At 71.3% G+C, this 20,814-nt stretch carries 21 protein-coding genes; 3 read left to right on the top strand and 18 right to left on the bottom strand.

Annotated features, from left to right (window positions below; genetic code table 11):
* Positions 1-32: 32 nt before the first annotated feature.
* The 10 genes from gatB to J4030_RS12490 form a co-directional block, all read right to left on the bottom strand.
* Positions 33-1,550, bottom strand: coding sequence for an Asp-tRNA(Asn)/Glu-tRNA(Gln) amidotransferase subunit GatB (gene gatB / locus J4030_RS12535; RefSeq protein WP_208049556.1), 1,518 nt, complete (start codon positions 1,548-1,550; stop codon positions 33-35).
* Complete coding sequence (gatA, locus tag J4030_RS12530) at positions 1,547-3,088, bottom strand: Asp-tRNA(Asn)/Glu-tRNA(Gln) amidotransferase subunit GatA (protein ID WP_307864680.1); 1,542 nt, start codon at positions 3,086-3,088, stop codon at positions 1,547-1,549. Before gatA ends, gatB begins: the two co-directional genes overlap by 4 nt.
* A 7-nt stretch (positions 3,089-3,095) precedes the next feature.
* Positions 3,096-3,392, bottom strand: coding sequence for an Asp-tRNA(Asn)/Glu-tRNA(Gln) amidotransferase subunit GatC (gene gatC / locus J4030_RS12525; RefSeq protein WP_208049555.1), 297 nt, complete (start codon positions 3,390-3,392; stop codon positions 3,096-3,098).
* 80 nt (positions 3,393-3,472) lie between these two features.
* Positions 3,473-3,709, bottom strand: a complete 237-nt coding sequence (locus tag J4030_RS12520; protein WP_208049554.1) for a glutaredoxin domain-containing protein — start codon at positions 3,707-3,709, stop codon at positions 3,473-3,475.
* Positions 3,710-3,836: 127 nt separating this feature from the next.
* Entirely contained in the window at positions 3,837-4,715 is an 879-nt protein-coding gene (locus J4030_RS12515) for a crotonase/enoyl-CoA hydratase family protein (protein WP_208049553.1), read from the bottom strand.
* Positions 4,712-5,575 carry an SDR family oxidoreductase gene (locus J4030_RS12510; protein WP_208049552.1) on the bottom strand — a complete coding sequence of 288 codons (864 nt, stop codon included), beginning with the start codon at positions 5,573-5,575 and terminating at the stop codon, positions 4,712-4,714. Before J4030_RS12510 ends, J4030_RS12515 begins: the two co-directional genes overlap by 4 nt.
* Before the next feature lie 41 nt (positions 5,576-5,616).
* Entirely contained in the window at positions 5,617-6,108 is a 492-nt protein-coding gene (locus J4030_RS12505) for a DUF664 domain-containing protein (protein WP_208049551.1), read from the bottom strand.
* On the bottom strand, positions 6,101-8,251 hold the full coding sequence (gene ligA / locus J4030_RS12500; protein ID WP_307864679.1) for an NAD-dependent DNA ligase LigA: 2,151 nt from the start codon (positions 8,249-8,251) through the stop codon (positions 6,101-6,103). Before ligA ends, J4030_RS12505 begins: the two co-directional genes overlap by 8 nt.
* 46 nt (positions 8,252-8,297) lie before the next feature.
* The gene (locus tag J4030_RS12495; protein WP_374221997.1) at positions 8,298-8,951 is read right to left on the bottom strand and encodes a hypothetical protein; all 654 of its coding nucleotides are present in this window, start codon (positions 8,949-8,951) and stop codon (positions 8,298-8,300) included.
* Between the two features lie 373 nt (positions 8,952-9,324).
* Complete coding sequence (locus tag J4030_RS12490) at positions 9,325-9,942, bottom strand: septum formation family protein (protein ID WP_208049550.1); 618 nt, start codon at positions 9,940-9,942, stop codon at positions 9,325-9,327.
* A gap of 19 nt (positions 9,943-9,961) precedes the next feature.
* On the opposite strand from J4030_RS12490, the gene J4030_RS12485 reads away from it, so the two are divergent.
* Positions 9,962-10,222, top strand: coding sequence for a hypothetical protein (locus tag J4030_RS12485; protein WP_208049549.1), 261 nt, complete (start codon positions 9,962-9,964; stop codon positions 10,220-10,222).
* Positions 10,223-10,338: 116 nt separating this feature from the next.
* Here J4030_RS12485 and mnmA read toward each other — a convergent pair whose 3' ends face one another.
* Positions 10,339-11,427 carry a tRNA 2-thiouridine(34) synthase MnmA gene (gene mnmA / locus J4030_RS12480; RefSeq protein WP_208049548.1) on the bottom strand — a complete coding sequence of 363 codons (1,089 nt, stop codon included), beginning with the start codon at positions 11,425-11,427 and terminating at the stop codon, positions 10,339-10,341.
* Complete coding sequence (locus J4030_RS12475) at positions 11,427-12,647, bottom strand: cysteine desulfurase family protein (protein WP_208049547.1); 1,221 nt, start codon at positions 12,645-12,647, stop codon at positions 11,427-11,429. Before J4030_RS12475 ends, mnmA begins: the two co-directional genes overlap by 1 nt.
* Before the next feature lie 95 nt (positions 12,648-12,742).
* On the opposite strand from J4030_RS12475, the gene J4030_RS12470 reads away from it, so the two are divergent.
* Complete coding sequence (locus J4030_RS12470; RefSeq protein ID WP_208049546.1) at positions 12,743-13,774, top strand: hypothetical protein; 1,032 nt, start codon at positions 12,743-12,745, stop codon at positions 13,772-13,774.
* A 61-nt stretch (positions 13,775-13,835) separates the two neighbouring features.
* Here the strand turns inward: J4030_RS12470 and J4030_RS12465 are convergent, their stop codons facing one another.
* The 6 genes from J4030_RS12465 to J4030_RS12440 all read right to left on the bottom strand — a co-directional run bounded on the left by J4030_RS12465 (position 13,836) and on the right by J4030_RS12440 (position 18,639).
* Positions 13,836-14,300 (bottom strand): PPOX class F420-dependent oxidoreductase, encoded by a 465-nt coding sequence (locus J4030_RS12465; RefSeq protein ID WP_208049545.1) that lies wholly within the window; start codon positions 14,298-14,300, stop codon positions 13,836-13,838.
* A gap of 466 nt (positions 14,301-14,766) precedes the next feature.
* Complete coding sequence (locus tag J4030_RS12460) at positions 14,767-15,306, bottom strand: MOSC domain-containing protein (RefSeq protein ID WP_208049544.1); 540 nt, start codon at positions 15,304-15,306, stop codon at positions 14,767-14,769.
* 93 nt (positions 15,307-15,399) lie between these two features.
* The gene (locus J4030_RS12455) at positions 15,400-16,359 is read right to left on the bottom strand and encodes an electron transfer flavoprotein subunit alpha/FixB family protein (RefSeq protein WP_208049543.1); all 960 of its coding nucleotides are present in this window, start codon (positions 16,357-16,359) and stop codon (positions 15,400-15,402) included.
* A 33-nt stretch (positions 16,360-16,392) separates the two neighbouring features.
* Complete coding sequence (locus tag J4030_RS12450; RefSeq protein ID WP_208049542.1) at positions 16,393-17,172, bottom strand: electron transfer flavoprotein subunit beta/FixA family protein; 780 nt, start codon at positions 17,170-17,172, stop codon at positions 16,393-16,395.
* A 160-nt stretch (positions 17,173-17,332) separates the two neighbouring features.
* The gene (locus tag J4030_RS12445) at positions 17,333-18,133 is read right to left on the bottom strand and encodes an enoyl-CoA hydratase/isomerase family protein (protein WP_208049541.1); all 801 of its coding nucleotides are present in this window, start codon (positions 18,131-18,133) and stop codon (positions 17,333-17,335) included.
* 2 nt (positions 18,134-18,135) lie between these two features.
* On the bottom strand, positions 18,136-18,639 hold the full coding sequence (locus tag J4030_RS12440; protein WP_208049540.1) for a hypothetical protein: 504 nt from the start codon (positions 18,637-18,639) through the stop codon (positions 18,136-18,138).
* Between the two features lie 36 nt (positions 18,640-18,675).
* Here J4030_RS12440 and glgX point away from each other — a divergent pair, with 36 nt between their 5' ends.
* Positions 18,676-20,814 (top strand): glycogen debranching protein GlgX, encoded by a 2,139-nt coding sequence (gene glgX / locus J4030_RS12435; protein ID WP_208049539.1) that lies wholly within the window; start codon positions 18,676-18,678, stop codon positions 20,812-20,814.

The raw sequence follows: 20,814 nt of genomic DNA, 5'->3' as shown, positions 1-20,814 counted from the left end.
GCGTGCCACCGCGAGGCGGGCTGCCCGCCGGGTCAGGTCAGTCGAGCCAGGATCAGCTCGCGCGCGCGTGCCGCGTCCGCCTGACCCCTCATCTCCTTCATCACGCCGCCGATCAGCGCACCGGCCGCGTTGAGTTTGCCCTCGCGCACCTTCGCGGCGATCGGTTCGTTCGCGGCGATGACCTTGTCGACGGCGGCTTCCAGGGCCCCGTCGTCCTGCGCCAGCGCCAGGCCGCGGGCGTCCGCGACCTCGGTCGGCGTGCCCTCCCCCGCCACGACGCCGTCGAGCACCTGCCGTGCCATCGCGTCGTTGAGGCGACCAGAGGCCACCAGACCGGACAGTTCAGCGATGTGCGCCGGGGTCACCCCGAGATCGTCGATGGTGCGACCGTCGGCGTTCGCGCGCCGGGCGAGCTCACCGGTCCACCACTTGCGAGCCGCGGCAGGGCTGGCGCCGTCGGCCACGGTCTGCTCGATCAGCTCGGTGGCACCGGCGTTGAGTACGTCGCGCATCTCCAGATCCGTGTAGCCCCAGTCCTTCTGGAGTCGCTTACGGCGCTGGTCCGGGGGCTCTGGGAGCGTCGTCCGCAGCTGCTCGACGTAGTCGCTCGACGGTGCGACGGGCACCAGGTCGGGCTCGGGGAAGTAGCGGTAGTCGTCGGCGTCGGACTTGGGCCGCCCGGAGGTGGTCACTCCGGTGTCCTCGTGCCAGTGCCGGGTCTCCTGGTGGATCGCGGCACCGGAGTCCAGCACCGCCGCGTGACGGCTGATCTCGTAGCGGATCGCGCGCTCGATGGACCGCAGCGAGTTGACGTTCTTGGTCTCGGTGCGGGTGCCGAGCTCCTGCTCGCCGCGCGGCATCAGGGACACGTTGGCGTCGCAGCGCACCGAGCCCTGCTCCATCCGTACGTCGCTGACGTCTAGGGCCTTGAGCAGGTCGCGCAGCGCGGCGACGTACGCCTTGGCGACCTCGGGTGCCCGCTCGCCGGCGCCGCGCACCGGGCGGGTGACGATCTCGATCAGCGGCACGCCCGCACGGTTGTAGTCCACGAGGGAGTACTCCGCGCCTTGGATACGCCCGGTGGAGCCACCGACATGCAGGGACTTGCCGCTGTCCTCCTCCATGTGCGCGCGCTCGATCTCGACGCGGAAGATCTCGGTGCCGTCACCGGCCGCGTTCGGGATCTCGACGTCGAGGTAGCCGTCGAAGGCGATCGGCTCGTCGTACTGGCTGGTCTGGAAGTTCTTGGTCATGTCCGGGTAGAAGTAGTTCTTCCGGGCGAAACGGCACCACGGCGCGATCGAACAGTTGAGCGCCAGACCGATCCGGATCGCCGACTCGACGGCCGCGGCGTTGACCACCGGCAGCGCCCCGGGCAGGCCGAGGCAGACCGGGCAGACCTGGGAGTTCGGCTCGGCGCCGAAGCCGGTCGCGCAGCCGCAGAACATCTTGGTCGCGGTGTTGAGCTCGACGTGGACCTCCAGGCCCATCACCGGGTCGTACCGCGCGATCGCGTCGTCGTAGTCGACGACGGCGTCCAGCACACTCATCGGGTCACCTCCCGCACCGGGAGTGCCGGTGCCTGGTCGAGGATCGGCGCGCCCCACTGCTCCAGCAGGGCCGCCTCGAGGGCCGCGCCGACCTCGTAGAGGCGGTCGTCGCGGGTGGCCGGGGCGAGGATCTGGAAGCCGGTGGGCAGTCCGTCCTCGGCCAGGCCGTTGGGGATCGACATGCCGGGTACTCCGGCGAGGTTGGCCGGGATGGTCGCGACGTCGTTGAGGTACATCGCCATCGGGTCGTCGAGCTTCTCGCCCAGCTTGAACGCCGTGGTCGGCGCGGTCGGGGTGACGAGCACGTCGGCCTGCTCGAACGCCGCGGCGAAGTCGCGGGCGATGAGCGTGCGCACCTTCTGAGCCTGGCCGTAGTACGCGTCGTAGTAGCCGGCGGACAGGGCGTAGGTGCCGAGGATGATCCGCCGCTTGACCTCGTCGCCGAAACCGGCGTCGCGGGTGGCGGCCATGACCTGCTCGGCGCTGGGGCTGGCCACTCCCTGCGGGCCGACCCGCAGGCCGTAGCGCATCGCGTCGAACTTGGCGAGGTTGGAGGAGGCCTCGCTGGGCAGGATCAGGTAGTAGGCCGCGAGTCCCTTGACGAAGCTCGGGCACCCGACGCGCACGATCTCGGCACCGCGCGCCTCCAGCAGCTTCAGCGACTCCTCGAACCGGGCCCGGACGCCGGGCTGGAAACCTTCACCGGAGATCTCGTCGACGACGCCGATCCGCAGCCCCGCCACGTCACCACGGCGAGCCGCCTCGACGACACCGGGCACCGGTGCGTCGATCGAGGTGGAGTCCATCACGTCGTGGCCGCCGATGATCTCGTGCAACAGCGCGGCGTCGAGCACCGACCGGGTGCACGGGCCGGCCTGGTCCAGCGAGCTGGCGAGCGCGATGAGTCCGTAGCGGGAGACACCGCCGTACGTCGGCTTGGTGCCGACCGTGCCGGTCACCGCAGCGGGCTGGCGGATCGAACCGCCGGTGTCGGTGCCGATCGCGAGGGGCGCCTCGAACGCGGCGACCGCGGCCGACGACCCACCGCCGGAGCCACCGGGGATCCGGTCCAGGTCCCACGGGTTGTGGGTGGGCCCGTACGCGGAGTGCTCGGTGGAGCTGCCCATGGCGAATTCGTCCATATTGGTCTTGCCGAGGATGGGAAGCCCCGCGGCGCGCAGCCGGGTGGTGACGGTGGCGTCGTACGGCGGGATCCACCCCTGCAGGATCCGGCTGCCGGCGGTCGTGGGCTGGCCCTTGGTGGCGACGATGTCCTTCACCGCGATCGGCACTCCGGCCAGCGGCGAGCGGGTCTCCCCCGCCGCGCGGGCCTCGTCGGCGGCGCGGGCGGCCGCGAGCGCGCCCTCGGCGTCGACGTGCAGGAACGCGTGCACGGAGTCGTCGACGTCGGCGATCCGGTCCAGGTGGGCCTGGGTGACCTCGACGCTGGACAGGCTGCCGTCGGCGATGGCAGCGCCGAGGTCGGCGGCGCCGCGCCGGACGATGTCGTTACTGGAGGGCACGGAGGCCGGGCTCACTTCTTACTCACTCTTCGTCGAGGATGCGGGGGACGGCGAAGCGACCGGCCTGGGCGTCGGGCGCCGCGGCCAGCGCGTCGGCCGAACTCAGGCTCGGGCGTACGACGTCGGGCCGGGACACGTTGACCAGGGGCAGCGGGTGCGACATCGGCGGGATGTCGTCGGCCGCGATCTCACCGACGGTGGCGACGAAGCCGACGATCTGGTCCAGCTGCCCGGCGAGCTTGTCCAGCTCGGCGTCGGACAACTGGATACGGGCGAGCATCGCGACGTGCGCGACCTCAGCGCGGGACAGCTCAGGCATGCGAGCCAGTCTATGGGTGCCCTCGACGGCCACCGGCGCGGCCGTACCCCACCCCACACGCTCAGCTCGCGGGGACCGTCTCAGCCCGCGAGAGCCGTGAGCACCACGTCCGGGTCGGGATTGGTGTGAGCGGCGCCGCCGATCACCACGGTGGGGACGATCTCGTTGCCGTTGTTCACACCCGCGACGTACCGGCGCGCCTCGTCGTCCTCCCAGATGTTGCGCCAGGTCGCCTTGTCGGCGGCGGAGCCGAGGCTCGAACGCAGTCGGGAGCAGTAGCCACAGCCGGGCCGCCAGAAGATCGTCACGTCACTCATGCCGGGTGCAACGCAGCGCCGCCCGCCGGTATGCCCACCGTCCGCCATCGAGCGGAGGGGTCCACCGCCGAGTGGAGGGGTCATGACCCCTCCGCTCGCGAGCGGAGCCCTCCGCTCGATGGGCGGTTCAGGCGGTCGGGAAGACGTCGGGTAGGTCGGAGGCCGATCCACTGAACCGTGGGGCACGTTTCTCCAGGAACGACGCGACCCCCTCCTTGCCGTCGCCCTCGCTGGTCCGGAACATCGCGAGGGACTCCGCGCGGTGTGCCTCCCGCGGATGCGGGGTCGCCGCGTTGCGGTACATCATCTGGCGGGTCAGGGCGACCGCCACCGGGCTGCGATCGTCGGTGAACCGGTGGGCCAGGGCCGTCGCGGCGGCGAGCAGCTCGTCCGGCTCATGGACCGACCGGACCAGCCCGCCCTCCTTCGCCTCGTCCGCGGTGAGGATGTCCGCGGTGTAGGCCCACTCCAGCGCCTGCTGGATGCCCACGATGCGCGGCAGGAACCACGTCGAGCAGGCCTCGGGCACGATGCCGATCCTGCCGAAGACGAAGCCGATCCGGGCCTTGGTCGAGGCCAGCCGGAAGTCCATGGCGCAGGTCATCGTGGCTCCGACGCCGACCGCGGCGCCGTTGATCGCGGCGATCACCGGCTTGGGGCAGTCGTAGATCGCGAGCGATACGCGCCCGCCGGTGTCTCGGACGCCCTCGACGACGGCCGGGTCCTCGAAGCGGTCGACCAGATCGTCCGGCGTCGGGTCCATCGAGCCGTCGAGGCCGAAGACGTTGCCGCCCACCGACAGATCCATGCCGGCGCAGAACGCCCTGCCGGCGCCGGTGACGATCACCGCGCGCGCCTGGTCGTCGCGGGCGGCGTACCCGAAGACGTCGATGAGCTCGTTCGCCATCGTGACCGTGAAGGCGTTGAGTGCGTCGGGGCGGTCGAGCGTGACCGTCGCGATGCCGTCGGTCACCTCGTAGCGGATGGTCTCGTACGTCGGGCTCATGCCGTCTTCGCCTTGCGCTTCGCGACCGCCGCCATCGAAGCCTTCATCAGCTTCCAGTAGCCGGCCGGTCGGGTGCGGGCCATCACGTCGAGGGCCTTGGCGTCCTGCCCGATCAGCAGCCGCGGCCGCCGGTTGATCATGGCCTCGATGATGTCCTCGGCGGCGCGGTCGGCGGGGTAGCTGAGCATCGCCGCGAACGACTTCTTCTGCGCGGCGCTCTCGGCCTCGTCGACGCCTGAGGCGACGCGCGCGTTGACGGCGATGTTGGTGCGGATGCCTCCCGGGTGCACGACCGTCACGCCGACGGGCTGGTCCTCCTCGGCCAGCTCATGGCGCAGTGACTCCGAGAACCCGCGCAGACCGAACTTGCTGGTGCTGTACGCGGTCTGGCCAGGAGGCGCGACCAGGCCGAAGAGCGAGGAGGTGTTGACCACGTGGGCGTTGCCGTTCTCGATGAGGATCGGCAGCAGCGCGCGGGTGATCCGGATCGGAGCGAGCAGGTTGATCTCCAGCAGCCACTCGAAGTCCTGCTCGGAGGTCTGCACGAACCGGCCGCCGAGGGCGACTCCGGCGTTGTTGAAGAGCAGGTTGACGTCGGGGTGGGCGCCCACGACCCGGGCGATCAGAGCGTCCGTGCCGGCGCGGTCGGCCAGGTCGACGACGTACGTCGTGACACGCACCGACGGGCTCTCCTGGCCGATCTGCTGCGCGACCCTGGCCAGGCCGGTCTCGTCGCGATCCAAGAGCACCACGCTCGCACCACGGCTCGCCAGGCCGCGGGCGATGTGTTCGCCCATCCCACCGGCTGCGCCTGTCACCAGGGCCACCGATCCTTCGACAACGACGTCGGGCAGTGCCATCAACGATCCTTCGTTCGTATGGGGTGGAGTCGAGCCCGACCCTACGAGAGACCCCCGGCCGTGACGATGTCGGCGGTCAGGTCGAGATGACCGCGGTGCTGTGCGAGCTCCTCGTAGACGTGCAGCAGGACGCCGGCCTGGGTCCGCAGCTCGCCGCGATCCAGGTCGCGTTCGCGCAGCGGGCCGGCCGGATCGGCCGGGCCGTCGAAGTCCGCGAGGTCGGTGCGGAACCGGTCGCGGTGGACTCCGACGAGCGCGACGAGCTCGCTCACCGACCCCGCGGACTCGAACTCGGCGGCGCGGTCCCGCTCGATGGGTCGGTCTGCGAGCACCCGGCCACCCCAGAACTCCAGCACCCCGCAGCAGTGCCGCACGAGCTGGAACGCGGTGTTGCCGCCTGCCAGCCCGGTCGGTGCGTTGACGCCCTCGTCCCCCAGCTGTCGCACCGTCGCGACCATCCCGTCCAGAGCGCGGTCGACGTGCACGAGGACCGCGGCGAGCAGGTCGCCCTGGGTGCCCGCCGGCTCAGTCATCGGCGTCTGCCGGGGCGGGGCGTACGGCGTCCGCGCCCTGCTCCAGCAGCGTGCGGAACCCTGCCTCGTCCAGGATCGTGAGCCCGAGATCCTCGGCCTTGGTCGCCTTGGTGCCGGCGTTGGCGCCGACCACCACGAAGTCGGTCTTCTTGGAGACCGAGCCACTGGCCTTCCCGCCGCGCACGATGATCGCCTCCTTGCTCTCGTCCCGCGAGAACCCCTCGAGCGATCCGGTGACTACGACGGTCAGACCCTCCAGGGTGCGGTCGATGGAGGCGTCGACCTCGTCGGCCATCCGGACGCCGTCCTGCGCCCACCGCTGCACGATCTGGCGGTGCCAGTCGACGCCGAACCACTCCACGACGGCCTGCGCGATGACCGGCCCGACCCCGTCGGTGGCGGCGAGCTGCTCCTGCGATGCCTCCCGCACGGCGTCCATCGATCCGAACTCCCCCGCGAGCGCCCGTGCCGCGGTGGGCCCGACGTGCCGGATCGACAAGGCGACCAGCACCCGCCACAGGGGCTGCTCCTTGGCGGTCTCCAGGTTGTCGATCAGCCGGATACCGTTGGCGGACAGCACCTTCCCGTCGACGATGGCCTCGGCCGGATCGTTCTTCTTGGCGGCGCGGGTGTAGAGGTCGACGCGCACCAGCTGCTCGGGGGTCAGACGGAAGAGGGTCGACTCGTCCTGCAGGACCCCGGCGTCCAGCAGGGCGGTCGCGCCCTCCCAGCCCAGCGCCTCGATGTCGAAACCACCGCGCGCCGCGAGCCCGAAGAGTCGCTCGCGCAGCTGGGACGGGCACGATCGCGCGTTCGGGCAACGGATGTCCTTGTCGCCGTCGCGCTCGTACGCCAGGGGTGTCCCGCACGACGGGCAGTCGGTCGGCATCTCGAACTCGCGCTCGCTGCCGTCGCGCAGCTCGGCGACGGGGCCGACGATCTCGGGGATGACGTCGCCGGCCTTGCGCAACACGACGGTGTCGCCGATGAGCACGCCCTTGCGGCGCACCTCCGAGGCGTTGTGCAGGGTGGCCATCTCGACCGTGGACCCGGCCACCTTCACCGGCCGCATCACCCCGAACGGCGTCACCCGCCCGGTGCGCCCGACGTTGACCTGGATGTCCAGCAGCTTGGTGTTGACCTCCTCGGGCGGGTACTTGAACGCGATGGCCCACCGCGGCGCTCGCGAGGTCGCGCCGAGGGCACGCTGCACCGGCACCTCGTCGACCTTGACCACGACGCCGTCCAGCTCGTGCTCGACGGAATGCCGGTGGCTGCCCGCCCATTCGATGTACTCCTGCACCTGCGCCGGGGTGTCCACGACGCGGTAGTGCGAGGACACCGGGAGTCCCCACGCGCCGAGCAGGTCGTAGGCCTCGCTCTGCCGGGCGATGTCGAACCCGCGCCGGGCACCGATGCCGTGCACGAGCATCCGCAGCGGCCTGGTGGCGGTGACCTTCGGGTCCTTCTGGCGCAGCGATCCGGCGGCGGCGTTGCGGGGATTGGCGAACGGCGCCTTGCCCTGCTCGACCAGCCGTTCGTTGAGGGCGGTGAACGCCTCGACCGGGAAGAACACCTCACCGCGGACCTCCACCAGTGCCGGAACGGCGACCTCTCCGCCGGACAGGGTGTGCGGGATCCCTTCGACCGTGCGCACGTTGAGCGTGACGTCCTCACCGGTGCGGCCGTCGCCGCGGGTGACTCCGCGCGTCAGGCGGCCGTCCTCGTAGAGCAGGTTGATCGCCAGGCCGTCGATCTTCAACTCGCACAGGTAGTGCACGTCCGCGCCGCCCGCGTCGCGCTCCACCCGCGCGGCCCACGCGGCCATCTCCTCGTCGCTGAACGCGTTGTCCAGACTCAGCATCCGTTCGACATGGTCGACGGGCGTGAACTCGGTGCTGTACGTCGCGCCGACCTGCTGGGTGGGGCTGTCCGGCGTACGCAGGGGCGGGTAAGCCTCCTCCAGCTCGTTCAGCCGCCGGATCAGGGCGTCGTACTCGCCATCGCTGACGGTGGGGGCATCCCTCACGTGGTAGGCGAACTGGTGGGCCCGGACCTCCTCGGCCACCTGGGTCCACTCGTGCCGGGCATCGTCGGGGATACCGCTGGCGACGTCGTCGGCGGGGACGGGTTCCTCACTCACGCGGGCAATCCTGCCGCAGCCCACCGACAGCCGCGACCCGACGAGGTCAGGAGCCCTGCGCGATCTCCCCCAGCTCGTGGGCAGCGGCCTGCACCAGCCGGGCGACGCCCAGCGCGGCGTCCGGTGAGCGCCCCGCGAGCCCGCACGCGGGCGACAGGGTCAGGGTGGACAGGCCGGCGTCGGGAAGGCCGAGGCGTCGCCACATCGCGAGTACCCGTTCGACGTACCTGCCCGGGTGCGTGCCGGTGGCGTCGGTGGGCACGACGCCGAGCCACGGTGGGCGGGATGCCTCGACGGCCTCCGCGACCAGATCCCACTCGGCGCCACCCAGCAGGGCGACGTCGACGGCCACGGCCAGGTCCGGCACGTCGGCGAGCATCCGCAGCGGCGGGGACGGCGCGCAGGTGTGCACGACGACGGATCGGACCCGCGGCGCCAGCCCGGCGGTCAGCTCGGTGAGGGCCTCCCGGGCGGTCTGCTCGTCGACGCTGCGCAGGCGGGAGAAGCCCGACGCCGTCGGCACACTGCCGGCCAGGACGCCGGTCAGCGAGGGCTCGTCGAACTGCAGCACGATGTCCGCGCCGGGGATGAGGGAACTGACCTTGTCGACGTGCTCGGTCGCGGCCGCCAGCAACGCCTGGCGCAGGTCGCGGCAGGCTCCGGGATCGGACAGCGCCTTCTCGCCCCTGGGCAGCGCCACGGACGCCGCGAGGGTCCACGGCCCGCACAACGACAGTTTGAGCTCACCGGCGTACCCGTCGTACGCCTCGGCGAGCTCGTCGAGATCCTGGCGCAGGTACGCCGCGCCGCGGGCAGCGTCCCGACCCCGGCCTCCGGACAGCCGCCACCCGCTCGGTTGCAGGTCGACCGACAGGTCGGGCAGGAGTGCCGCGGTCCGCCCGATCAGATCGGCGCCCGGCCCGCGGTCCGGCAGCTCCGCGAGATACGGCAGCCCGTTCTCGGCCAGCAGGTCGCGGACCAGCCCGTTGACCCGCCGCGGATCGGTGCCCGGCCACGACCCGATGCCGGTGACGCGCGGTGCGATGCGGACGACCGGCTCGTACGCCGCCGGCTCACCGATAGGACGTCAGCGGCTTGTCGCCGATTCCCTGCAGCGATTTCTTGACGGTGCCCGAGGTGACCTTGACGAAGCAGGCGGCGTACCGATCGCCCTGCGCCCAGGCCGTCTTGGTCACGTAGAGGCCGTCCTGCTTGATGTCGGCGCGCGACTTCGTGCCGAGGAACGCCTGCGCGAGGGGCGGGCACTGCTGGGCACGCTGGGCGATCAGGTGCGCGTCACCGGGGAACTTGTCGACGTACCGGCCGGACAGGTACCCACCGGTGGTCTGGCCGACATGCGGCTCGGAGCACTTGACGATGTTGAATCCCTTCGCGACCTTGTCGACGCAGAAGGTGTACTTGAAGGCGGCGGCGCCCTTCAGCTTGCCCTGCAGCGTGTAGTTGATGGGCAGGTTCGCACCGTCGCCGTCGGTGCGCAGATGCATGAGGCACACGATACGGGTGGAGTTGAGCGGGTCGTCGACCAGCGCGACCGGGTTCCCGACGGCGAGCAGGCCCACCGGCGCGCCACCGCTGAACTTCACGAGCGAGGCGTTGCAGGTCTCCTGCCGCAGCACCTGGCGAGCAGTGGGGTCGGTGTTGACGCGGGAGTCCTTGATGACGGCGGTCACCTGGTAGACGTGCGTCTGCGTGCACGGGACGACCTGGTACGTCGTGGTGTCCGTCAGGCACTGCCCGGTCTTTACAGCCGCCGACACGCCCGACGCGGTGCTGCTCGAGCTGCTCGAGCTGCTGGACGGACTGGAGCTGGTGGACGTGCTGGTGCTCGGCGCCGACGATCCGGAGGACGACGTCGCGGCGGACGACGTCGCGTTCTGCACCGTCGGGGCGCCGCCTCCCCCGCCGCAGGCAGCAAGCATCACGACGGCCGCAGCCACCCCCACCACCTGACGGATCCGCATCCGACACTCCTTCGCCCCTGTCGCCGGCGGTCACCGGCGCCCGGCCATTGTCACCCGTCGGCCTCTCCCGCGCGGGGATCGCGACCGAACGAACGGCGGCCCCGGTCAGGAGGGGGCGTCGGCGCGGCCCGTCCGGGCGATGGTGGCCGATCCCACGACCCTGGTGCCGTCGTAAAGGACGACCGACTGCCCCGGCGCCACACCGCGGACGCGGCGGTCCAGGCGCACCTGCACCAGCTCGCCGTCGGCGGTGGCGGTCGCCGGGATCTCCTCGCCGTGGGCACGCACCTGGGCGCCCACCCGCACCTCGCCGCTCGGCGCGGGACCGCACCAGCGGCCGTGGTCGGCCTCCAACAGGTCCACACCCAACAGTTCGGCGGTGCCGACCACGACCCGCCGGGTGGCGGGTTGCACGTCGACGACGTACCGCTTGGCACCGTCGTCGCGCGGCACCTTCAGCCCCAGCCCTCGGCGCTGCCCGACGGTGTACGCGAACGCGCCCTCGTGGGTGCCGACCACCTCGCCGGAGTCGTCGACGATCTCACCGGGCGCCGCACCGAGCCGGCTGGTCAGCCAGCCCTTGGTGTCGCCGTCCGCGATGAAGCAGATGTCGTGGCTGTCCGGCTTCTTCGCGACGGAGAAACCGCGCTCGGCGGCCTCCTCGCGGATGTGCGGCTTCGTCGTGTCGCCGAGCGGGAAGAACGAGCGCGCCAGCTGGTCGGTGTCCAGGACGCCGAGCACGTAGGACTGGTCCTTGGCCGGGTCGACCGCGCGGTGCAGCTCCCGACCGTCCGGTCCATCGACGATCTGCGCGTAGTGCCCGGTCGCGACCGCGTCGAAGCCGAGCGCGAGCGCCTTGTCCAGCAGCGCCGCGAACTTGATGCGCTCGTTGCAGCGCAGGCACGGGTTGGGGGTGCGGCCCGCGGCGTACTCGGCGACGAAGTCCTCCATCACGTCCTCGCGGAAGCGGTCGGCCATGTCCCACACGTAGAAGGGGATGCCGAGCCGGTCGGCGACCCTGCGCGCGTCGCCGGCGTCCTCGATGGTGCAGCACCCGCGCGCGGACTCGCGCAGCGTCGCGGCGGACTGGGACAGCGCCAGGTGCACGCCGACCACCTCGTGTCCGGCGTCGAGCATCCGGGCGGCGGCCACCGCCGAGTCGACCCCACCGCTCATCGCGGCGACGACCCGCATCAGTTCCCCTTCGTACGAGCGGGCGCCTGACCCGCTCGACCGGCGTGGTGGGCGCGCTGGGCGCGTTCGACCGCGGCCGGAAGCGCGTCGAGGAAGGCCGCGACGTCGGCGTCGTCGGAGGTGTGCCCGAGCGACAGGCGCAGCGCGCCACGGGCTTGCGCCTCGGGCACCCCCATCGCCAGCAGCACATGGCTCGGACGCGGCACCCCGGCCTGGCAGGCCGACCCGGTCGAACACTCGATGCCCGCGGCGTCGAGCAGATAGAGAAGGGAGTCGCCGTCGCAGTCCGGCACCAGCAGGTGCACGTTGCCCGGCAGCCGGCGCGAGACGTCGCCGACTTCGTGCGGTCCACTGACCGTGATGTCGAACCCGGCGTCGAGCGCGCCGCGGATCATCTTGTCCCGCAGCGACGCCAGCCGGTCACGCTCTCGCGACCGGCCCTCGGTCACGTGCGTGGTCGCGACAGCCATCCCGCGGATCGCCGCGACGTCCAGGGTGCCGCTGCGCAGCCCGCGTTCCTGCCCGCCGCCCTGGGTGAGGGGTCGCAACCGCACGTCGCGCCGGGCCAGCAGGACGCCCACCCCGAGCGGGCCGCCGATCTTGTGCCCGCTCGCGGTGAGCAGGTCCGCACCGACCGCGGCGAAGTCGATCGGCAGCTGACCCATCGCCTGCACGGCGTCGGTGTGCATCGGGATGCCGAACTCGTGTGCCACGGCAGTGATCTCGGCCACCGGCTGCACGGTGCCGACCTCGTTGTTGGCCCACATCACCGAGACCAGCGCGACGTCCGCGGGGTCCTGCTCAATGGCCTCCCGGACCCGGGCCGGATCGATCCGGCCGAGCGGGTCGGGCTCGACCCAGGTGATCCGCGCGCCCTCGTACTCGACCAGGAAGTCCACACAGTCCAGGACCGCGTGGTGCTCGATGGCCGAGACGATCAGCCGGGTGCGGCGGGGATCGTCGGCGCGCCGCTGGTAGTAGAGGCCCTTGACCGCGAGGTTGTCCGACTCGGTGCCCCCGGAGGTGAAGACGACCTCCGACGGGCCGGCGCCGAGCCCGGCCGCGATGATCTCGCGGGACTCCTCGACCACCCGTCGGGCGGCGCGACCCGCCGTGTGCAGCGACGACGCGTTGCCCGGGACGCTCATCTGCTCGGCCACCGCGGCGACGACCTGCGGCAGGGCAGGCGTCGTGGCGGCATGGTCGAGGTAGTGGGGCATCGGTCGATTCTACGAGCCGGTCCTGGGACCCGCCCGCGCGCGCACCCCGTCTTTGACAGACTGCTCGCTGATTCCGCCACGACGAGAGGTCCGCATTGTTCTCCCGCGCCACGCGCCTCGGCGGTCCCGCTGCCGTCGCCGTGCTTGCGACATCCGTGCTCACGGGTTGCAGCCACGGTCCGTCCGCGAAGCCGATCCGCACCACCGTGGCCGCACCGAGCGGGTGCTCCGGCGAGCGGGGGGTGTCGTACTCCGGCGGCGCCACGGCGTACGACGTCCCGGTCCCGACCGCCGACCATCGCGCGGTGGCCACCCAGGTCGGCGCACCCACGTTGTCCCAGGTCTCGAGCGGCGACAGCAGCTACCGGATCGCGTCGGTGCACGTCTCGACCCGCGTGGTCCAGAACGGGTCGTACGTCGTGTCGCCCGGTTCGCTGGTGATGCTCGACCCGCAGGGCCGGGCCTGTCCCCGACCTGCACACAACCCGCTCTCCGGGGCCTTCTCGCTGACCACGATCGACGAGCAGCGCGGGGCCGACGGCAACGTTGCCTTCCTGGTGCCCGCCGACGCGGACCTGGCGAACTACTCCGTGGTCTACGTGGAGAACCCGACGGACATGCGCGCTCTCGCGAAGTGGTCCAAGCAGGGCACGGCGCCGCACCGCACGGTCACCAACGCGTGCGACGGCCCCCACACCACGTACGACCGCAAGGGCATCCCAACCGCGCGTTTCGGCGCGACGGGGTCGACCGTCCAGGGCGGCATCGGCGTCACCATCACGCCGCAGGCGCCGACCGCTCGCCAGCTCGGCCCCTCCCCGACCGTGCCGGGTGACGTCGACGGGGTGGCCGTGAGCTTCTCGGTCGCGGCCCGGGGCGCCGCGGCGTACGTCGACCGGCGGCAGTTCGTGCTGTTGGACGGCGGCGGTCGCAGCTGTCGTTTCGGCAGCATCCCCTCACCCGGCGAGACGCTCACCAGCGCGCTGGTGAAGGCCGACGCCTCCGGGCGCTACACGATCGTCTTCTGGGTGCCCAAGGGCGCGCAGCCGCACAGCTGGACGTTGCTGCAGCTGACCTCGCCCACCAGCAAACGGGCGGCGGCCGCCTGGTCGACCTCGGCGAAGTAGCCCTCACGGTTTTGGACATGCACATCGGGGCACATCCGCCCCGATGTGCATGTCCAAAAGATCAGTCCGCGAGCCGCGGCGGGAAGCCGCCGGTCGCGATCGGGCCCCAGCGCACGGGGGTGACACGGATCAGGCACTTGCCCTGCCGGCGCATGGCCTCGCGGTACTCGTCCCAGTCGGAGTGCTCGCCGGAGATGACTCGGAAGTACTCCACGAGCGGCTCGATCGCGGCATCGCCCGACAGCACCTCCGCGTCGCCGTCGACCTGCACCCATTCGGCATCGAACTCCTCGGACAGCACCAGCACGCTCACCCGCGAATCGCGTGCGGCGTTGCGGGATTTCGCGCGTTCGGGGTAGGAGGAGATCACGAGGCGACCCTGCGCATCGACGCCCCCGGTGACCGGCGACGCCTGGGTCGAGCCGTCCTTGCGCGTGGTGATCAGCACGAACCGGTGCCGAGGACGGACGAAATCGGCGAGCGCGGAGGCGTCGACGTGGGTGGTGGTGGCGACCTTGGGACTCATGCCCCCAGCGTGTCAGGCGAACGCGCCCGCTGCGAGCCGGTCCGGCCCCGTACGACGACGGTGGGCGCACGTTCGGGGCCGAGCGGGCCCAGACGGCAACCTGCGAACGGCTGCGGGCTGCGTTCGGGACCGAGCGGGCCCACACGACGGCCCGGTACGACGGTGGGCGCACGTTCGGGACCGAGCGGGCCCACACGACGGCTCGGTACGACGGTGGGCGCACGTTCGGAACTGAGCGGGCCCACACGACGGCTCGGGACGGCTGCGGGGCCGCGTTCGGGACCCAGCGGGCCCAAACGACGGCTCGGGACGGCCGCGGGGCCGCGTTCGGGACCCAGCGGGCCCACACGACGGCTCGGGACGGCCGCGGGGCCGCGTTCGGGACCCAGCGGGCCCAAACGACGGCTTGGTACGACGGTGGGCGCACGTTTGGGACCAAGCGGGCCCAAACGGCGAGCGGCCGACCTCAGACGCGGGTGAGGGGCATCGCCGGCCCGGGCGGCGGCTGCACCGCGATCGGATCGCCGTCCGACACGGTGCCCCCGCGCGACACCACCCCCATCACGCCCGCGAGACGTTCGACCTGCCCGTCCGGGGTGGTGCGCACCAGTCGCTTGAGCAGACCGGGGCGGAAGTCCTCGATCTGCCGGCACGGGTTGCGCAGGCCCATCACCGTCACGGTCGCCTCCGCGATCGTCAGCCGAGTGCCGACCGGCAGGTCGAGCAGGGCCACGCCGCGGGTGGTGATGTTCTCGCCGAGGTCACCCGGCGCGACGTCGTACCCGGCACGCCCCAGCTCCTCGAGCACCTCGACGGGGATCAGGTGCACCTGACGCAGGTTGGGCTCACTCGGATCTCTGGCCACCCGCGATCGATGCTGCACCGTGACGCCGTAGTGCGCGTCGCCGCGGACGCCGAGCCCCTCGTCCAGCACGATGCTGGCGGCGGGCTGCTTGCTGAACTCGTGCACGCCGCTGACGTGGACGGCGACGACCTGGGCGACCATCCCGACATCCTCGCACCGGTCGGACGTGTCGCAGACGTACGACGCCCCCTGCACCGACGAGGTGCAAGGGGCGACGTGCGGGTGGAGCGAGCGTCAGCTCTTGGCCTGCTTGACGGCCTCGGTGGCCTGCGGCAGCACGTTGAACAGGTCGCCGACGATGCCGAAGTCGACCAGTTCGAAGATCGGGGCCTCTTCGTCCTTGTTGACGGCCACGATCGTTTTGGAGGTCTGCATGCCCGCGCGGTGCTGGATCGCGCCGGAGATGCCGCACGCGACGTACAGCTGCGGCGAGACCTGCTTGCCGGTCTGGCCGACCTGGTTGCTGTGCGGGTACCACCCGGCGTCGACGGCGGCGCGGGAGGCACCGACCGCCGCGCCGAGCGCGTCGGCGAAGCCTTCGACCGGGGAGAAGTCGCCACCGGTGCCGCGGCCACCGGAGACCACGATCGCGGCCTCGGTGAGCTCCGGGCGACCGGACTTCTTCTTCTCCTGGACCTCGGTGATCTTCGCGCCCTTGGCGGTGTCGGACACGGTCAGCTCGACCGGCACGACCTGCGCACCGGCCTGGGAGGCCTGCGGCGGGGTGGTGTTCGGCTTGACGGTGATGATCGGGGTGCCCTGGGTGACCACGCCCTGCAGCGTGTAACCGCCGGCGAACGCCGTCTGGGTCACCACGATGCCGTCGTCACCGGCCTGCACGTCCTGCGCGTCGGTGATCAGGCCCGACTCGAGCTTGACCGCGAGACGGGCGGCGGCTTCCTTGTTCGTGCCACTGGTGGGCACGAGGATCGCCGCGACGTCGCCGGCCTGCTTCACCACGGCTTCGAGGGCCTCGGCGAGCGGCGCGACGAGGTAGTCGGCGACGTCGGCGTTGTCGATGACGTAGACCTTCTCGGCACCGAACTGCGCGAGACGGGGCCGGGCGGCCTCCACCTGCGAGCCGATGAAGACGGCGGACGGCGTACCGATCCGACGGGCGATCGTGAGCAGCTCCGCGGAGGTCTTCTTGACCGCACCGTCGGTGTGGTCGACCAGGACGAGGACTTCAGCCATGGGTGTTACGTCTCCTTCTGAGGTGTCGCTGCGTCAGACGAGCTTGGATTTGTTCAGGAACTCCACGAGCTTGGTGCCGCCGTCGCCTTCGTCCGGCTGCACCTCGCCCTTCTCGCGGGCCGGACGCTGGGTGACGTCGACGACCTTGGTCCAGGAGCCCTCGAAGCCGACCTGCGCGGCGTCCAGACCGAGGTCGGACAGCGACCACGTCTCGACCGGCTTCTTCTTGGCGGCCATGATCCCCTTGAGCGAGGGGTAGCGCGGCTCGTTGATCTGGTCGGTCACGCCCACGAGGGCGGGCAGCGACGCCTCGACGGTCTCGGATGCGATGTCGGTGTCGCGGCGGCCCTTAACGGACCCGTCAGCGACCGACAGCTCGGAGACCTGGGTGACCTGGGGCAGGCCGAGGCGCTCGGCGAGCATGGCCGGTACGACGCTCATGGTGCCGTCGGTGGAGGCCAGGCCGGTCAGCACGAGGTCGGGCTTGCCGATCTTCTCCACGGCCTTGGCGAGCACCAGCGAGGTGGCGCCGGCGTCCGACCCGTGGATCGCGTCGTCGCAGACGTGCACACCCTTGTGGGCGCCCATCTTCAGTGCCTTCTTGACCGCCTCGACGGCGACCTCGGGGCCGACGGTGAGCACGGTGACCTCACCCTCGCCGGCCTCGACGAGCTTCAGCGCCTCTTCGACCGCGTACTCGTCGAGCTCCGACAGGAGGCCGTCGACGTTGGTGCGGTCGGTGGTGTGGTCGTCACTGAACGTGCGGTCGCTCTGCGCGTCCGGCACGTACTTGACACAGACGACGATGTTCATGTCCTTGCCCTTCGTTGACGTGGTGCTCGATAACTGGTGTCACGCGGTGACGCGGGTCGTACGGCGCGTCGTACGGCGAACCCGGCACGGTCCCGCAGGCTCGACCATCCAGGGTACGCCACAACGTTACTGGCGAGTAACAGGTTGCTCGCCGCGGTTCTCAGCGTCCGGCGAAGCGCGCCTTGCCCGGACCTTCCTGCACGAACGACGCCATGCCCGTCGCGCGATCCTGCGTCGCGAACAGTCCTGCGAACAGAGCCGATTCGATCGCCAGGCCGGTGTCGAGGTCGACGTCCTGCCCCCGGTCGATGGCTTCCTTGGCGGCGCGCAGGGCGACCCGGGGGCCACCGACGTACCGGCTCATCCGCGCCTTGGCCGCCTCGAGCACGGAGCCCGGCTCGCAGAGCTCGTCGACCAACCCGATCTGCAGAGCCTCGGTCGCCGGCACCATCCGGCCGGTGAAGACGATGTCCTTGGCTCGCGCGGGTCCGACCAGGCGGGTGAGGCGCTGGGTGCCGCCGGCCCCGGGGATGATCCCGAGCAGGATCTCCGGCTGACCGAGCTTGGCGTCGTTCGCGGCGATCCGGAAGTCGCAGGTCATCGACAGCTCGCAGCCGCCGCCGAGCGCGTATCCGGCGATGGCCGCGACCGTGGGCTGAGGGATGGCCGCGATCGCGGCGAAGCAGGCCTGCAGCCGCGGAGCGCGGGTGACCATGTCGACGTACTCCAGGGTCTGCATCTCCTTGATGTCGGCGCCCGCGGCGAACACCTTCTCGCCGCCGTAGAGGATGACCGCCGAGACGTCGTCGCGGCCGGAGACCTCCACCGCCGCGGCGGCCAGGCCCTCCTGGACCTCACCGCTCAACGGGTTCATCTTCGGGCGGTCGATGCGCACCACACCGATGCCGTCCGCCACGTCCAGGGAGACGAACTCCCCGTACGTCGATCGTGCCTCGGTCACCCTCAGACCTCGCCGTCGGGGTTCTCGTCGGGGCCGGGCAGCTCGCTCGGGTCGGTGTTCGCGACGTGCGGGCCCTCCCCCAGCACCGTCTGGTGCCAGAGCTGGACGGCCTGCAGCACCATCTGCGTCGTGGAGGCCACCATCATCTCCAGGTTGTCGCCGTCCTGGACGAGGTGCTCGCCGGAGACCACGAGCGTGCCGTTGGCGATGCCGGTCTTGATGATGTTGAGGCTGAGCGTGACGTCGTTGCACGCCAGCAGCTGCTTGACCAGGTCGTCGGGCATGTCCTCGGTGATCTGCCACTGGCCGAAGATGCGCAGCAGGCTCACCTCGCCCTCGGTGCAGCGCGCGAAGAGCTGCTGCTCCTGCACGTTGAAGCTGACGTCACCATCGGCGTCGATGTCGGGCTGCGCCTGCATGTCCTGCAGGACGTCCAGCACCCGCCCGCGCAGGGGGTGCTCGTCGGCGGGTGGCGGGAAGTTGGGCATCGAGGTCGGATCAGTCATGCCGTCAAGATACCCGGGGTCTTTACGCTGGCGCCCATGCCCGCCCTGCGCCGCCCCGACCACGTCCCGCCGCCGTACGGCGCCACCCTCACCGGCGACGGCGCCGAGTTCGCGGTCTACGCGGGCCATGCCACCGGGGTGCAGTTGTGCCTCTTCGACGACGCCGGTGCCGAACGCCAGGTGCCGATGGTGCGCCACGTGCACGGCACCTGGTCCACGCATGTGGCGGGTGTGACGCAGGGGCAGCGCTACGGCTACCGGGTGGACGGCGACTGGGACCCGGCGAACGGCCAGCGGCACAACCCGGCCAAGCTGCTGCTCGACCCCTACACGCGGGCCGTGGACGGCACCGTCGACTGGCGCCCCGAGGTCTACGGCACGGTGGTCGACCAGTCCCTGGCGGTCGGCGAGCCTGCCGACGTGCGCGACGACCGGGACAGCGCGGCGTACGTCCCGCGCAGCGTGGTCGTCGGCGACGGCTTCGACTGGGGCGACGAGCGCGCGCCGATGACCGCGTGGTGCGACACGGTGATCTACGAGACCCACGTGGTCGGCGTGACCCACGACCTGCCGGGGGTGCCGCAGGAGCTGCGCGGCACGTACGCCGGGCTGGCCCACCCCGCGACCATCGCGCACCTGCGACGCCTGGGGATCACCACCCTCGAGCTGCTGCCCGTGCACGCCTCCGTCTCCGAGCCGCACGTCGTACAGCGCGGGATGAGCAACTACTGGGGCTACAACACGCTGGGCTTCTTCGCCCCGCACCTGCCGTACGCCGCCGCGAGCGACCCGGTCGAGGCCGTGGCGGAGTTCAAGGGCATGGTCAAGCTGCTGCACGCCGCCGGCATCGAGGTGCTGCTCGACGTCGTCTACAACCACACCTGCGAGCAGAGCGCGCCCGGCGGTTCGACGCTGGCGTGGCGCGGGCTGGACAGTCGCGCGTACTACCGCCTCGACGAGCGGGGCGACGACATCGACGTCACCGGCTGCGGCAACACCCTCGACCTGCGGCACCCGATCACCGTGCGGATGGTGCTGGACTCGCTGCGCTATTGGGTGCAGGAGATGCACGTCGACGGCTTCCGCTTCGATCTGGCGGTGGCCCTCGCGCGCGGCCGGGACGACGGCTACCACCCCGACCACCCGTTCCTGATGGCGCTGCGCACCGACCCGGTGCTCTCGGACGTCAAGCTCATCGCCGAGCCCTGGGACCTCGGCATCCACGGCTGGCGCACCGGGCAGTTCCCGCCGCCGTTCGGTGAGTGGAACGACCGGTTCCGCGACACCGTGCGCACCTTCTGGCTGCCCGACCTCGCGCGCGACGCGGCCGGCGAGGACGGCCACGGGGTGCGTGAACTCGGCACCCGCATCGCCGGATCGGCCGATCTCTTCCGCGACTCGCGGCGCGGACCGCTCGCGTCGATCAACTTCGTGACAGCGCACGACGGCTTCACCGTGGCCGACCTCACGGCGTACAACTCCAAGCACAACGGCGCCAACGGCGAGGGCAACCGCGACGGCAGCGACAACAACTGCTCCTGGAACCACGGGATCGAGGGTCACGTCGACGCCACAGAGGGCGTCGAGGCGCTGCGGCGGCGGTCGATGCGCAACCTGCTCGGCACCCTGCTGCTGTCCGCCGGTGTGCCGATGCTGACCGGTGGCGACGAATTCGGTCGCACCCAGCACGGCAACAACAACCCGTACTGCCAGGACAGTGAGATCTCCTGGTACGACTGGGATCTGGCGGACTGGCAGCGCGACCTCAACGACACGGTGAGCCACCTGCTCGACCTGCGGCGCCGTCACCCGGTGCTGCGCCAGCGGCACTTCTTCCCCGGCAGCCCGGTCGACGGTGACGCCCTCCCGGCGCTGCACTGGCATGCGCTCGACGGCCGTCTCCTCACCGCGGACCAGTGGAACGACGGGCGCACCCGCACGCTGTCCGTCGTCTTCGACGGCGCGGACATCGACGACGACCGCCTGCTGCTGCTCTTCCACGGCAGCGCGCACGACGCCTCGGTCACCCTGCCCGGACAGTCCGGGGTGTCGGCATGGAAACTGCTGTGGGACAGCCGTTTCGAAAGGGTGGATGACGTGCCGCAGGTAGAGACGACAGTCGGGGCGGCGTACGACGTGCCACCCGCGACGCTGGCGATCTTCCGGGGGGTGTGA

Source organism: Allobranchiibius sp. CTAmp26 (assembly GCF_017565405.1).
GTDB lineage: Bacteria > Actinomycetota > Actinomycetes > Actinomycetales > Dermatophilaceae > Allobranchiibius.
Note: the sequence above shows the minus strand (reverse complement) of the source record. Positions and strands in the feature narration are given on the sequence as shown.